This is a genomic window from Oligoflexus tunisiensis, from assembly GCF_001748245.1.
In the GTDB taxonomy this organism is placed as follows: domain Bacteria; phylum Bdellovibrionota_B; class Oligoflexia; order Oligoflexales; family Oligoflexaceae; genus Oligoflexus; species Oligoflexus tunisiensis.
This window is the reverse complement of record NZ_BDFO01000001.1, coordinates 2,193,901-2,208,862: the sequence shown is the minus strand read 5'-3', so window position 1 is coordinate 2,208,862 and position 14,962 is coordinate 2,193,901. Positions and strand designations below refer to the sequence as shown.

Sequence of the window (14,962 nt, the reverse complement as noted above, 5' to 3'; positions counted from 1 at the left end):
AAGCCTGATTTTGGCCTTACTGGCGGGCTTCAGGTCGGCTTTGCATTTTCGCCCGCCCTGGGTATCATGAGGCCCTCGTGATTCCCATTTTGTATAGGACTTTCTATGAGTATCGCAGGATTTGACAAAGTCGGCGTGATCGGCTCAGGTCAGATGGGCAGTGGCATCGCCCAGGTTTGCGCCATGAAGGGTCTTCAGGTGACCCTTATCGATATTAAGGATTCCCAGCTCGAAGGAGCAAAAAAAGGCATTTCTGCATCGCTCGGCAAGCTCGAAAGCAAGGGCCTGCTCGGCAGTGAAAGCGCCTCCTCGGTGCTGGCTCGCCTTCAGTTTTCGACCCAGATGCGCGATCTCAGCCAGGCTGATCTTGTGATCGAAGCTGTGAGTGAAAACGAAGCGTTGAAGATGAAAATCTTCCGTGAACTGGATGAAATCACGCAAAGCGCCTGCGTTTTAGCCAGCAACACCTCGTCCATTCCGATCACCCGTCTGGCCGCCGCCACGCGCCGTCCGGATCAGGTCATCGGTATGCATTTTATGAACCCCGTTCCGCTGATGAAACTCGTCGAGATCATTCCCTCGATGACGAGTTCCCCGGAAACCATCGACCGGGTTGTCAAACTTGCTGAGGGCCTCGATAAGGAGGTCACCCGTTCTCAGGATTATCCGGGTTTTGTGATCAACCGCATCCTGATGCCGATGATCAATGAAGCCTTCACCGTTTTGATGGAAGGCGTCGCCTCCGCCGAGGATATCGATAAAGGGATGAAGCTCGGCACCAACCAGCCTATGGGCCCTCTGACTTTAGCGGATTTTATTGGGCTGGATACCTGCCTCGCCATCATCAAAGTTCTGCATGAAGGCCTGGGTGATCCGCGCTATCGCCCCAGCCCGCTGCTCGTGAAATATGTGGAAGCAGGTTATTTGGGTCGCAAAACCGGACGTGGTGTTTACAACTATTCGCAGAAATAAGGAGCTGTCATGACTCAACCGCAACTTGAGACTTTGCTGTGGTCCCGCGAAGGCAACGTCGCCACGGTCACCATCAATCGACCCAAAGTTTTGAATGCGCTCAACGCACAGGTGCTTCGTGAACTGAATCTGATCCTGGACAATCGTGAGCTTACCGCGGGACTGCGCGCTCTGGTCCTCACCGGTGCGGGTGACAAGGCGTTTGTCGCCGGTGCCGATATCGCCGCGATGCGGGAGATGACGACTCAGGAAGCCCTGCAATTTGGAAGGCTGGGTCAGGATACAACAAGACGGTTGGAGTCAGCTCCCTATTTGACCATCGCCCGTGTGCAGGGTTTCGCCCTCGGCGGTGGCTGTGAATTGGCCATGGCATGCGACATCATTGTCGCTTCTGAAAAAGCGTTGTTCGGCCAGCCCGAAGTTGACCTCGGTTTAATCCCGGGCTTTGGCGGGACACAGCGCCTGGCTCGGCGCGTGGGGCTGCCTTTGGCTATGGAAGTTTTATGTGCAGGTCGCAAATTAAATGGGCGTGAAGCCTGGCAACTGGGGCTTATTTCGAGCGTCGCAACGGCTGAAGAGCTCGATGCAACCCTTGCCCAGATCCTGAAAAATGTCGGTCGCGCGGCACCGCAGGCGGTGGCTGAAACCAAAAAGCTGGCCCGTGCTTCGCTTGAAATACCTTTGGAGCATGGACTTGCGGCCGAGGTTACAGCCTTCGCGAGCTGCTTTACCGGCCAGGAAGCCAAGGAAGGACTGAGTGCTTTCTTGGAGAAGCGTAAGGCCAATTTTTCCAACTGAAGAGGAAGGCACGCAGGCATGAGCGCCGAGTTTAACTGGAAATTTGCCGAACGCTCCTTTATGATACCGTGACTCCCGGATCTGATCTTCTGTATTCCTTGGCTGGATAGGCTGTACACGTGAAGCCAGATTCTCTGGGGCTCGTTTTCAAAGGCTCTTTTACAAGGACGATGGGTTATGAATGAGATACTCAATAAGGTACAGGTCGATCTAAATAAGCTCCAAAAAACCCTGGAACGCGAAGGAGAGGTCTTGATCAGCAAAATCAAGGATGCGGCCAACAAAGCTGCACAAAACAAAAGTGTCGTTGAAAAGAAGAAAGAATTCGAAAAGCTGGTTGACACGCAAATCAAGAAGCTCGAACCAGCCTTCGATAAATTCTATAAAGAGCTGAAAGTGACGGCTGGCAAATACGGGGTCAACCTGGAAAGGCTGGAAAAGAGAGTGAAGACGACGACGGAAAAAGCCGCCAGTCGCCTGAACATGCAATCCAAAACGACCAAGGCGAAACCCAAGGCGGCGTCAGCCAGCGCTTCAGCGTCCACTTCGGAAAAAGCGGCAGGCGGTGGGAGCACGAAAAAAAGCACCACGGCCGGCACCCGGAAAAAGAAGGCCAGCAAGAAGGCCTAAGGACTTTATTCATTGACAGTTTCGTCCAAAACGAGCCAGCGGCTGATGCAACACGTTCCCGATGCTGCGATCGGGAGCGTTTTAGTCTCCTGGTATCAAAAAAATAAACGAGCCCTCCCCTGGCGTCAGCGCTTTTTGGAATCCGGTGATCCCTACGTGATTTGGATCAGCGAGATCATGCTGCAGCAGACGACGATTCAGGCTGTTCTTCCCGCCTATGAACGTTTCCTTGGCATCTTTCCGCGATTGCACGATCTGGCTGCGGCCAGTGAAGAGGCGGTGCGACTCGCCTGTCGTGGCCTCGGATATTACCGACGTTTTCGTCTCATGCATGAGGCGGCCCAGGTTCTGGCAGCGCGTGAACCCTTTCATTGGCCGCGCACTTTTAAGGACTGGCGGGAATTGCCGGGGATCGGTGACTACACAGCAGCCGCCATCAGCAGTATCGCATTTGGGGAAGCCAAGGCCGTCGTGGATGGCAATGTCGAACGCGTCTTCTGCCGTCTCCTCGATCGACGGGTGGTGCCGGATCAGAAATTGAAGCGGGAATTTCAGGCGATGGGCGATCTCTTGATTCCAGCCGCCGCACCTGCCGATTACAACCAGGCGGTGATGGAGCTGGGGCAAACGATCTGCATCAAGCAGAATCCGCGCTGTGAAATCTGTCCTATCCAGAATTTCTGCAAGGCTTACGCGGCCGGAAGTCAAAATCTGGCACCGGCACCGCGCAAGCCCATGGAATATGAAGATGTGAAAATGCATCTTTGGCTCCTGATCAAGGGCGGCAAGGTCGGACTCGTCGAACGATCCAAGGGAGCCCGCTTCCTGGGAGGAACGCTGGGTCTGCCGACCGCCCTGGAACATGACGGACAACTCCGCTGGGAGCAGGACGGACCCTGGAACTTCGAACCCGACTCCGTCGGCAGCTTTAAGCATTCGATCACAAGACATAAAATTCAAGCCTTCGTCCACCAAAGGGAATGGCTGGGTGCCAGTTCTCGTGACATCACCTGGGTGCCTTTGCACGAAGCGGAGAGTCAGCTCGTCAGCAACCTCGATCGCAAGGCCCTGCACCTCTTTCTTAAAATCAGTGACCGACACCCGTGACAGCCCGTGCACGATCCTGCCGTCAAGTAAACATGTCATGACCAACAGAAATACAGTTCAAAGAGATTAAGTTTGCGCGTGCGAGACAACCTCACACGCGTATAAATTTCTGAAATGTCCAACCTTCCGTGCTATCGCGCGTGATGATCCCACCTCATTTTCACATATGGCAGGAAACCTGCATTAGCGCCGAGCAAGACATCATCACGGCCGCATTCGACTCTGTCAGGAGCGGTGAATTCTCAGGAGGTATCGGTATGATCTCAGGGCAAGCTTTGGTTTTTCTTTCCAGCATCATGATCACGACACTCGTTGCATGTTCCGGCGGTTCCAAACAGAACGAAGGAAAAACCGACACAGGAACGACCCAAAACGCTGGCTCCGAAACGGGCGGCGACAAGCCAGGTGAAGAACCCGGTGGCGAACAACCCAAAACAGACGATCCGACTAAAACACCAGCGGCGATTAACATCCCGGAACTGATGAACAAGATGGTCTGGAAAGCCGACTTTGGCAACAACGGCAGCGGCAAGATTTTCTCGGGTTTTGGCGGCGGCAAGGTCTTCAAAGTTCTGGTCGACGTTTATGTTTATGGTGAATTGCCTGAAGCGGACGAAGCTGCACTCAGCGATGATCAGCTCGAGGCTCTTTATACCAGCACGGAATATGAAACCAAGATGAAGGCCGAAGCGGCCAAGGTTACTTTCACGGCGGATGCCGCCTTTGTTTCGATGAAAGTTCTCGAGGAATATCCAGCCGGTAAGGTCTATGAATTGACCACTGTGCAGGCCGGAACCACCACGGCCAAGGCCACTTATGGTACCACCGAACTGCCGTTGGCTGTGACCATCACGGCCTATACAGCCGCTCAGATAACGGCCGGTCTTAACCGTTACAACACCGCGAATGGCGCTTCACCAGCCTGCGCCAGCTGCCATCGTCAGGCCACTGGCGTGGATCACTCGCCTTATCTGATGTCACAGTTTAGTGACGCAGCTCTGCTTTCGACGATTGAAACAGGCACCAACTCGGACGATGGTTATAAGACGGAAACTCCGCATATGATGACCTTCGCCAATGCTACCGACAAGGCCGGGATCATCGCTTATCTGCGTAGCCTTGACCCGAACCTGCTCCCCGAGCAGCAGCCGGCTCAGTAAGTCCCTGGCGGCGCCCCGCTGGTGGCAGCGTGTCCTTGGTTTTGCAATGACTTGCAAAACCAGCTAAGCTTAGGAACGGCACGCTTTCCACCCGCCGCAGCACAAGGACTTGTATGGATCCGCTCTTCAACACCAAGGTTGATTTCCTTCTTCTCCTGGGCCGCTCTCTCCACGGTTGTGGAGCCGCGGCCCATCATGTGGAGCGCGCGCTGGTCAAGGCCGCGGCGAACCTGGGTCTCCTCTGTGAACTTCTCGCTTTTCCCACCGGGATTATCGCCACATTTACTCAAGGTGAGCAGCAGAAAACGGTCGTGATTCGCAACGAACCGGGACAGATCGATCTTGCCAAATTAAGCCGGATTGATGAAGCGGCGGATCTGGTGATCGACGGGAAACGCAGCATTCTGGAAGGCATGCAGACGATTGAAAGCATTCACCTCGGCAACCTGGATTTACCCCGTTGGCTGCTGGTTCTCAGTTATGCGATGGCCTCGGCCGGCATGATCACAGCCCTGCGGGGATCATGGACCGATCTGGCCCTGGCCGCGGTGATCGGTCTGATCGTGGGCCTTTTGGATCGGATCGGCAGTCGCTGGGAACCCATGCGACAGCTGTTTGGAGCGATGGCTTCCTTTATTTCCGTACTCCTGGCCCACCTTCTGGCGCCGCATGTTCCCAGTCTTTCCCCGGATAAAGTGATCCTGGCCGGCGTCATCGTCCTCCTGCCTGGACTGGCGCTCGTCGTTTCCTTCGTCGAACTGTCGACCAAGAATCTTCTGGCAGGAACCTCGCGCCTGGCCGGGGCCACCGGTGAGCTTTTAAAAATTGTTTTCACCGTGGCGCTCACCAAAGCCATTCTCAAAGCCTCCGCGCCCGCCGCCTTTGATGTGACGCTCGCGCCCCTGCCCGCCTGGACGGAATTGCCTGGCGTGACCGCACTGGCCTTCGGCTTTCTTCTCCTTTTCCGTGTGCGGCCACGTAACATGCCGTCGGCCTTTCTGGTTTCGATGGCCTCCTACACCATCGCCCGCATCGGCGGCAGCCTCTTCGGAACGGAGCTGACCTTTTTTGTGGCGGGAGCCTTCGTGGCGATGGTGAGCAATCTGCTGGCCCGCATTCTGAAGCGACCCGGTATGATCACGATGCTGCCAGGCATCATTCTGATCGTTCCAGGTTCGATCAATTATCGCGGCTTTATTGCCATGTTCGAACACGATGTCATGGATACCGTGACCACGGTCTTCACCGTCGTGATCATCGCAGTTTCGATCGTGGCCGGCCTCTTCTTCGGCAACACCGTGATTCCACCAAGGCGCAGCCTCTAACGGCCCACTTTTCGCAGAAGAATACAAAGGAATACGAATTGTTTGTCAATGCGCTCGGGCAGGTGCCTGTGATGACCGAAGAATGGTCCATCATACCCCTCGGCCCATGGAGAATCGCATGTCAGGACTTTTGACAAGAATGTTGATGGCTTTGACGGTTTTGACCGCCCTATCCGCCTGCCATCAACAGGAGACGCAGGAACAATCGGGTAACGTCACGGCAGCCGGCACGACGGGACAATTTGGAGAAGGCTCGGTCGCCAAATCCGCTGATGCTATCGCGGGGCAACCCCAGGGAGCCCCTTCGCTCCCCGAGAAAACAGGACCGGAAACCACGGTCGAGCGCGTTCTCAACTGGCGCGCAACCGAAACCAATCCTTTTTCCACCGTATCGATCGATGTGGATACGGCTTCCTATACACGCAGTCGGGCGCTGATTCGCGCCGCCGGTCCTTTCCCTTGGGAACGCGTGCGGCCCGAGGATTTCCTGAACTACTTTCCTTATGCCTATACCGCACCCGCCGATGATCGCATGGTGCAGGTGCATCAGCAGCTGGTGGCCTCTCCCTGGACGCCAGGGGCTCAGGTCCTGTCCATCGGTTTGAAAGCGAAGGACCTTGGACTGGTGGATCCTCCCAAAAATCTGGTCTTTCTGGTCGACGTTTCCGGATCCATGGCGGATGAAGACAAGCTGCCTCTCGTGAAGGCCTCGCTCGTCAAACTCACCGATACTCTGAAACCCGAGGATCGCATTGCCATCGTCACCTACTCAGGCGCGACCGAGGTTCTGCTCGACTCCACGCCGGGATCGGAGAAGGATCTGATCAAACAGGCCATCAATCGTCTCCGCGCAGGCGGCGGCACCAACGGCGGTTCCGGCATCAGCCTCGCCTACGACATCGCCCAAAAACAGTTTGTCGCCCAGGCGGTGAACCGCGTGATCCTCACCACCGATGGTGACTTCAATCTTGGCATCACTGATCCGACGGAGCTCGTCAGCGTCATCCGCAGCAAGGCAGACGCGGGAATATTTCTCACGATCCTGGGCTTTGGAGCCTGGAGCAATGACGCTCTGATGGAAGATGTGGCCCGCGATGGCAATGGCAATTATTTCTTCATCGATACCACGCAGGAAATCGACAAGGTTTTCGGTGTGGATCTGAAGGGCAACATTGTCACCGTCGCCAAGGATGTGAAGGTGCAGATCGAATTCAATCCGCGCCTTGTGAAGTCCTATCGTCTGATCGGTTATGCCGAGCGCCTCTTGAAGGATGATGAATTCAATCAGGATACGCGCGATGCCGGTGATCTTGGATCCGGGCAGACCGTGACCTATCTTTACGAAATCACCCCGCGACCTGCCGAGGAAGTCTTCGCTGGCACCTATCAGCCTGCGGAAGGGGTGGATCCCTTGATTTATCAGGCCGAGGGCGCACTGAATGCCGCCGCGGATCGCGATGAAATCGGGACCTTCAAATTGCGGTATAAAACACCCGAAGGCACGGTCAGTGAAAAGCAGGATGAGCCGCTCGCCAACGCGCTGGCGGCCACACCCTCCGCTGATGTGCAATGGCAGCTCGCGGTGGCGGAAACCGCCGTGGTCCTCGGGAAAATTCAAGGACTGCAGGGCAGCTACCAGGCCGCCCGGGATCGCGCGGCCGCAGCCGTGGGTGAGGATCCCCTCGGTCTGCGCCAGGAGTTCTTGAGCATTCTGGATCTCTTGCTCAAACCTTAGAGATAAAGGTTGAGATCGAGGCGCAGACCAGCGGTGGCATCGCTCGGTGAGATTTTTTTGAGACCCCGCACAGATCGCGGGGTTTAGAGGATTCTTAAGAGAGGAACATTTCAGCAGCACCGACCAAAGCGCGGACGCCGAAGGCACTGCCGCCATTGGTATGGTAACCGGTGGCGCCACAGGTCCAGGCGGTCCCGGCGATATCAATATGCGCCCATTCACAGTTGGAATCCTTGACGAACTCCCTCAGGAAAAGACCACCCATGATCGGTCCGGCTTTCACACTCGGCTTGGCGATATTTTTTAGATCCGCCAGCTGGCTGTTCACTTCCGATTCCAGTTCCGGCCAGAGGGGCAGTTGCCACAGAGGTTCACCCACGCGCTCGCTGACCTTTTTCAGGAAGTCGGCGGTCTTCTGCTCCTTCACCATGATCCCGGCGCCGACATGCCCAAGGCCCATGATCACCGCACCCGTCAAGGTCGCGATATCGAGCACGAGTTCCGGTTTGAATTTATCGCAGATATAAGACAGCACATCGGCAAGCACCAGCCGGCCTTCGGCATCGGTGTTCAGGATTTCAATCGTCTTGCCATTGAAGGCGGTGACGACATCACCTGGCTTGGTGGCCTGAGGCCCCAGCATGTTTTCGACCGCACCCAAAGCACAGACGACATTCACCGGAGGCTGCACCGCGGTGAAATACATCGCCGCACCCAGCACAGCGGCCGCGCCCGACATATCGAACTTCATCTCTTCCAGGCCAGCGGATGGCTTGATATTGATCCCGCCAGCGTCAAAGGTCACACCCTTGCCGACCAGCGCCACGGTTTTCGCAGGGTTTTTCCCGGCAATTTTCAACGCGACGAGGCGCGGCTCGGTGTGCGCGCCATGGGCTACGCTCAGGAACGAACCCATGCCGAGCTGTTCCATTTCCTTGCGGCCGAGCACCACCAGTTCCGCCGATTTTTCAAAAAGATCCTTGGCGATGGTGGCAAACTGGTCAGGGTTGATGAAATTGCTCGGCGCATCCTGCAGCCACCTGGTGAACACCAGGGATTTGGCCATTTCCAGGCGCTTGGTCAATTCCGACGGATCCTTGCTGACCACCGACAATTTTTTGGGATATTCGGTATTGGATTTTGACTTGAAGGCCGCACCATCATCCTGTCCGATCAGGAAACCTTCCAGCACGTCGAGGGCCTTCAGGTTATCCGTGTCCGCGATGCAGAGATCCTTCGACTTGCTCTTGGCCAGCGCGGAAGCCGCGTCCAGACCCAGCTGCCGGGCCACCTGCACCGGATTGGTTTTCACGCTCGATTGCGCGACGAGGAGAAATTTTTTGCCATCGAGTTGAATGCGGATCTGCTTTTCACCTGGCGTCCAGCCCTGCGCTTCCACTTCCTTCAAAAGACGCTCACACATCGGGGAATCGAGCAGACCATTGTTGAGAAGGAGCTTATCACTTTCACTGCGCACGGCGACGAGGTTCCATGCATCCGTGGCAAGTTCGGTGGCGGTTTCAATCTTAAGTTGGCTCAACCACTGAAAAGATTTAGGCAGGTAATCTTTCCAGGAGGAGTACTTTAACATAGGGAATCCTTTCTTGTCTCGATTCCAGCATTTTTGGCTGGACACTCGCGGAATGGGGGAAGCAGATTTCTTGCTTGCGTAGCCTTGGAGAGGTCAGGAATAGCATAGTTTTGCGAAAGGTGTCCACGGGACAAAGCTACACGCAGGGTGGATTTCATGCGCAGGTTGCTTTGATCTTTCAAAGGCTTGCCTTTCGCCTGGGGAAGGGCCAGAATACTCAGCTCATAGACCCGTCGAAGGGTCCCAATTCAGGACTGCTCTTGATTTTCAAGGGATTCGCCTGTCCGCATCACAGGAGCTGGAACATGAGTGTTATTTCGTATGTCAACGCCCGTGAAATTATCGACTCCCGCGGCAATCCGACCGTCGAAGTTGAAGTGATGACTGAGTCCGGTTACTTTGGACGTGCAGCTGTGCCCTCGGGCGCATCGACCGGTCAGTATGAAGCCTGCGAACTGCGTGATGGCGATAAGCAAAGGTATGGCGGCAAAGGTGTCTTGAAGGCCATCGGTAACGTCAAGGATCGCATGGCGCCCAAGCTCCTGGGCATCGACGTCTGCTCGCAAACGGAAATCGATAATTTGCTGATCGAGCTCGACGGGACGCCCAACAAGACCAACCTCGGGGCCAACGCCATCCTGGGCGTTTCGCTGGCAGTGGCCAAGGCCGCGGCGGAATCGGTGGGACTGCCGCTCTATCGCTATCTCGGCGGCGTGCATGCCAACCGTCTGCCGGTGCCGATGATGAACGTCATCAACGGCGGGGCGCATGCGGACAATAATGTCGACTTCCAGGAGTTCATGATCGTTCCCTTCGGCGCGCCTACCTTCCGCGAGAGCCTGCGCTACGGCGTGGAAGTGTTCCACTCGCTCAAATCCGTTTTGAAGGAGAAGAAACTCAACACCGCCGTCGGTGACGAGGGTGGCTTCGCGCCTGACCTGGCTTCGAACAAAGCGGCTCTGGATATGCTGATGGAAGCCATCCAAAAGGCCGGTTTCAAGCCAGGTGAGGACGTCGGTATCGCTCTCGACGTGGCCGCTTCGGAATTCTGGAAAAACGGTGAATACTATCTGGAAGGCGAAAAACGCGGCTTTGATCGTGAAGGCATGGTGAAGTTCCTCGCCGGTCTCGCCCGCGATTATCCGATCATGTCGATCGAAGACGGCCTGGATGAAAATGATTGGGAAGGCTTCCGTCTTCTGACCTCGGAAATCGGCGACCAGGTCCAGATCGTGGGTGACGACCTCTTCGTCACCAACTCCAATCGTCTGCAGCAGGGCATCGAGCAGAATGCCGCCAATGCGATTCTGATCAAATTGAATCAGATCGGCACGCTGACCGAAACACTCGACGCCATCACGCTGGCTACGCGTTCCGGTTACAACAGCATCATCTCGCACCGTTCCGGCGAAACGGAAGACTCCACCATCGCGGATCTCGCGGTGGCTGTGGGCTGCGGTCAGATCAAAACCGGCTCGGCTTCGCGGACCGATCGTATCTGCAAGTATAACCAGCTCCTGCGCATTGAAGAGGAACTGGGTTCAACCGCTCGCTTCGGTTGATCGTTCACACAGGGATGCAGCCCGCTTCGTCCTGAGGCGGGCTTTTTCATGGGAGCTTTCGGTGAAACTTAAAGTCAGAGTCTGGATTATCCTCGCGGTGTTCCTCGGGGTCCTGGCCATCTTTGCCTACAAATACGCCCGCGACAAAAGGGAAGCGGAGTATGCCGCCGCAACACCTTATGAACGCGGCTGGATGCTGATCGAGGAAAAAGGCTGCACCGCCTGCCATCAGCCGGCCTCCGGTTTCCGGGCGCCGGTCCTGAACAACCTCTACGGCAAAACTGTCAAACTCGCGGACGGCAGCGAGGTCCTTGCGGATGCGGATTATATCAAACAATCCATTATCGCCCCCATGACCCGGGTCGTGGCCGGATACCAACCCGTTATGCCAAATTATCAGGGACAATTCACAGACGATGAAATGGAAGCCTTGATCGCGGCGATGAAACCACAGGAGGCGCCCCAGGAATAGGACTTGACCTCGTTGACTCCAGAGGCTTAGCTACAAGGTCACTGCACCCCATTCATTCTTTGATCAGGAGTCAATTATGGATCTTCGTCCCTGCACCAAAGGATTGCTGAGCCTTTGTCTGGCCCTGGGCCCGATGCCAGCGGCGATCCTTGCGGCGTCTTCCACTCCGGCCGCTGAAGCGGTTCAGACGGAACAAAGTCATTGGAATTTGACGGCCCTCTTCCCCAATCATGCGGCCTGGGATGCGGCCGCGCAGGCCCTCGAAAAATCCCTGCCGCGTCTGACAGCTTGCAAAGGCCGGCTGTCGCACAGCGCGCCGCAATTGGCTCAATGTCTGGCCACATACTATGATCTCAATAAACAGTTCGCCCGGCTCGGCGGCTATGCCCATCGCCTCAATGATGCGGATGGCAATGACCCGAAGGGTCAGGAGCTGGTCGGCCGCGTCGCGAAACTCGGCAGCAAACTGTCGGAAGCCGCGAGTTTCCTGAATCCGGAAATCCTCGCCATGCCACCCGCCCGTTTGAAAAAACTGCAGGCGCATAAGGCCCTCGCTCCCTATCGCTTTGCCCTCGACAACATGGTGCGTCTGCGCGAGCACAGCCTCAGCAACCGCGAGTCCGAAATCGCTGCCCAGGCGAGCCAGATGGCGGCCACACCCAATAAAATCTACCGCACCTTCTCCACGCTGAACCATCCCTTTGCCAAGGTGAAACTGAAAAACGGCGACGAGGTGGAACTGACCCACGCGGCTTACACGAAGTACCGGACCCTTCCCGATGCCGAGGATCGCGAAAACGTCTTCAAGACCTTCTTCGGCACCTTCAAGCAAACCCGTGAAACCTATGCGAGCCTTTTTGAATCCTCCATCAACCGCGATCATTTCTTTGCCCGCCTGCAAAAGTATGACAGCGATATGGAAGCCTCGCTGAGCGCCACCAACGTGCCTCTGACTGTTTACAGCACCATGCTGGAGCAGGTGAAAGGTCACAAGAAACTGCTCTGGCGCTACCTCAAGCTCAAGCAGAAAATGCTGGGATTGAAGGAGCTGAAATACTCCGACCTTTATCTGCCTTTGACCACCACCGAGGCGCCCCAATACTCCTTTGATGACGCGAAGAAAATCGCTTATGAAACGCTGAAGCCGCTCGGCAGCGACTACGTGAAGATTCTGGACAAGGCCCTGGCTGAACGCTGGATGGATATCTATCCGAAAAAGGGCAAACGGTCCGGAGCTTACATGGATGGCTCTGCCTATGACGTTCATCCCTATGTGCTGATGAACTACAACAATGACTATGAAAGCGTGTCGACCTTCCTTCACGAATTTGGTCACGCGGGACACAGCTATCTCGCCAACGCCAACCAGCCCTTCCACTATGCGGACTATCCGATTTTCGTGGCGGAAGTGGCCTCCACGTTCAACGAGGCGCTGCTCAAGTCCCAGCTGCTGAAGGATGCCAAGGATGACAAGGCCCGCCTCTTCCTGCTCGGCCAGTATCTGGAAGGCTGGCGCACCACGGTGTTCCGTCAGGCGCTCTTTGCGGACTTCGAGGCTCAAATTCACCGCATGTCGGCCGAGGGCAAAACGCTGACCGCGGACCTCCTGGAGCAGACCTATCTGAAGCTCTTGCGTGAATACTACGGCGAGGCGGAAGGCGTGGTGAAAGTGGATCCGATCTTTGCCATCGAGTGGGCTTACGTGCACCACTTCTTCAACAGCTTTTACATGTTCCAATACACGACCAGCTTTATCGCCTCCACCGCTCTGGCGGAAAAGGTCCAAAGCGGGGAAGCGGGCGCGCGGGACAACTATTTGAACATGCTGAAAGCCGGCGGCTCGAAATATCCCATCGACCTTTTGAAAATGGGCGGCGTGGATATGAGCAGCGCGGCCCCCTACAGCATTGCCTTCAAGTCCATGCTGGACGCCCTCGACCAGGCGGAGAAACTGGTGGAGGGAATGGAGACGACCTGAAAATCCGGGGGGCGCCTGCCCCCTTTTTTCATTCAGCTCCGCCATCTTTCAGAACGGCGCGTCCCCGATCGAACTCTTCGCACAGCCACACTGCCCAAAGCACAGCGTCGATCCTATGTGAAAATCCTTGCCATCGCAGCCAGGCAGAGCACAGAGGTTAATCCCACGGGCCAGCGGCGCGGCGATCCCATCAAAATACTGAGCGGATTTGGTGCGCATCCATTCCGGAGCATCCGGCGTATCCTTCAGTTCCACCAGATTCTGCCAGGTATTGAGCCGCAGATCACGCGGGCCGGGATTGCGGAAATCTTCAAAATAAAGACAGCTGCCCGTACCGCCCGAGTCATGGTAGGAGCCATGGGAATTTTTGCCGACATAGGCGACGGGATGGGTGCCCTCGAAGAATTCGAGATCGTTACCCTGACGGGTGTAATGACCACCATGCTGATAGAACTGCACACGTTCCACCTGACCGTTGCGAATTTTTACCGCCACACGTTCCCAGTCGGCATCATGGGAGCCGAGACTGCCGGTGCAGGTATCCTGATAACCGTAAAAGAACCAGTACATGATCACGGTCGTATCGAGACTGCAATCCTGATACGCGTAGTAGATGGGGATCAGACCATTTTCCACCGAGGAAACATCGGTATTGCACACGCGTTCCCTGGAGCCCGATTTTCTGATCTCGTAATATTGACCAGCATCACTGGGAAAACATTTATCCGTGGCCCCCTGCACCTTATCAAAGCGCAGCACGGGAGCGAAGCGGCGAGCCTGTTCCGCACGGCAGGATTCATCGGTGCAGGCCGGTTTTTCCGTCTGACAGATATATGATTCCAAATTATCGCAGTAACGACCGCGGCAGCGCAGACCTTTCAAATACGTGCCCGAACCATAGTCGATGGTCCCTGAATTTTCCTCAGAAATGGATGGCGCCCAGTAGCAATGATTGGTCTGAACATTTGGAGCGGCAGCGCAGCGTACGGAAACATTATCACAGTAACGGCCGCGGCAGCGCAGACCATCGATCCAGCGCCCTGCCGGACAGACAAATTCATTGTTGCCTTCTTCAGAAAAATAAGGCGACCAGCTGCGATCGCCAAGGGTCGGATTCGGGCTGCATTTCAGGGCCATATCATCGCAATAGCGTCCCGTGCAGCGCAGGCCCGACACCAGACCCGACGAACATTGAGCAGGTGAAGCGTCGCCCTCCTCTTCTGACGTTGCGGGCGTCCAGTCATCCGCCTGCAGGGGAACGCCGCCGCTCAGGGCCAAGAAAAAGCTCAGCATCAGGACGCGGAAACGCCCCAGGACAAGACTCCTACCGTTACCAGACATCATGTTTCCCCCTCGACTGAACGCGAAGGCACGACCGCAACGCGCTTATAAACGCGGCTTTCGCAGATCTCCTGCGTTCGAGCATTTCATGACGAAATGAATGAAAAATTGTTCTTACCCAGGCCTATAGCAAAGTTGCCAGGAAACGACAAGTTGTTGTGAGCGACGTTGTTGTCGCCGAGTTACGCTCAGAGCCGGGACGACGCGAAGGGGGCGGGAATGCTGAGAAAGTTCGGACGCCAGGATCCATGAGCCCTTGCGGCATCGTTTCGCTTTTCGAAAAAGGACGTT

The 14,962-nt window shown here is 55.9% G+C and carries 12 protein-coding genes; 10 read left to right on the top strand and 2 right to left on the bottom strand.

Features of this window, described 5'->3' with window-relative positions; genetic code table 11:
* Window positions 1-105: 105 nt before the first annotated feature.
* From OLTU_RS09580 to OLTU_RS09550, 7 genes are all read left to right on the top strand, one after another.
* A complete protein-coding gene (locus tag OLTU_RS09580) occupies window positions 106-972 on the top strand; it encodes a 3-hydroxybutyryl-CoA dehydrogenase (protein ID WP_141732539.1) in 867 nt (288 codons plus the stop codon).
* A gap of 9 nt (window positions 973-981) precedes the next feature.
* Window positions 982-1,770, top strand: a complete 789-nt coding sequence (locus OLTU_RS09575) for an enoyl-CoA hydratase-related protein (RefSeq protein WP_141732538.1) — start codon at window positions 982-984, stop codon at window positions 1,768-1,770.
* Window positions 1,771-2,022: 252 nt separating this feature from the next.
* Window positions 2,023-2,400, top strand: a complete 378-nt coding sequence (locus tag OLTU_RS09570) for a hypothetical protein (RefSeq protein WP_218109947.1) — start codon at window positions 2,023-2,025, stop codon at window positions 2,398-2,400.
* Window positions 2,401-2,445: 45 nt separating this feature from the next.
* Window positions 2,446-3,507: an A/G-specific adenine glycosylase gene (locus OLTU_RS09565; RefSeq protein ID WP_141732536.1), complete on the top strand. Its 1,062-nt coding sequence runs from the start codon at window positions 2,446-2,448 to the stop codon at window positions 3,505-3,507.
* 257 nt (window positions 3,508-3,764) lie between these two features.
* Window positions 3,765-4,667 (top strand): cytochrome c, encoded by a 903-nt coding sequence (locus OLTU_RS09560; RefSeq protein WP_141732535.1) that lies wholly within the window; start codon window positions 3,765-3,767, stop codon window positions 4,665-4,667.
* A 113-nt stretch (window positions 4,668-4,780) separates the two neighbouring features.
* Window positions 4,781-5,992, top strand: coding sequence for a threonine/serine exporter family protein (locus OLTU_RS09555; RefSeq protein WP_141732534.1), 1,212 nt, complete (start codon window positions 4,781-4,783; stop codon window positions 5,990-5,992).
* A 118-nt stretch (window positions 5,993-6,110) separates the two neighbouring features.
* Window positions 6,111-7,727 (top strand): vWA domain-containing protein, encoded by a 1,617-nt coding sequence (locus OLTU_RS09550; protein WP_176736477.1) that lies wholly within the window; start codon window positions 6,111-6,113, stop codon window positions 7,725-7,727.
* A 94-nt stretch (window positions 7,728-7,821) separates the two neighbouring features.
* Here the strand turns inward: OLTU_RS09550 and OLTU_RS09545 are convergent, their stop codons facing one another.
* The gene (locus OLTU_RS09545; protein ID WP_218109946.1) at window positions 7,822-9,267 is read right to left on the bottom strand and encodes a leucyl aminopeptidase family protein; all 1,446 of its coding nucleotides are present in this window, start codon (window positions 9,265-9,267) and stop codon (window positions 7,822-7,824) included.
* 356 nt (window positions 9,268-9,623) lie between these two features.
* Between OLTU_RS09545 and eno the strand changes: the two genes are divergently transcribed.
* The 3 genes from eno to pepF all read left to right on the top strand — a co-directional run bounded on the left by eno (window position 9,624) and on the right by pepF (window position 13,330).
* Entirely contained in the window at window positions 9,624-10,880 is a 1,257-nt protein-coding gene (eno, locus tag OLTU_RS09540) for a phosphopyruvate hydratase (RefSeq protein WP_141732531.1), read from the top strand.
* Between the two features lie 61 nt (window positions 10,881-10,941).
* The gene (locus OLTU_RS09535; RefSeq protein ID WP_141732530.1) at window positions 10,942-11,352 is read left to right on the top strand and encodes a c-type cytochrome; all 411 of its coding nucleotides are present in this window, start codon (window positions 10,942-10,944) and stop codon (window positions 11,350-11,352) included.
* 76 nt (window positions 11,353-11,428) lie between these two features.
* Window positions 11,429-13,330 carry an oligoendopeptidase F gene (gene pepF, locus OLTU_RS09530; protein ID WP_141732529.1) on the top strand — a complete coding sequence of 634 codons (1,902 nt, stop codon included), beginning with the start codon at window positions 11,429-11,431 and terminating at the stop codon, window positions 13,328-13,330.
* A 48-nt stretch (window positions 13,331-13,378) separates the two neighbouring features.
* Here pepF and OLTU_RS09525 read toward each other — a convergent pair whose 3' ends face one another.
* The gene (locus tag OLTU_RS09525; RefSeq protein ID WP_141732528.1) at window positions 13,379-14,674 is read right to left on the bottom strand and encodes a Vps62-related protein; all 1,296 of its coding nucleotides are present in this window, start codon (window positions 14,672-14,674) and stop codon (window positions 13,379-13,381) included.
* Between the last annotated feature and the right edge of the window lie 288 nt (window positions 14,675-14,962).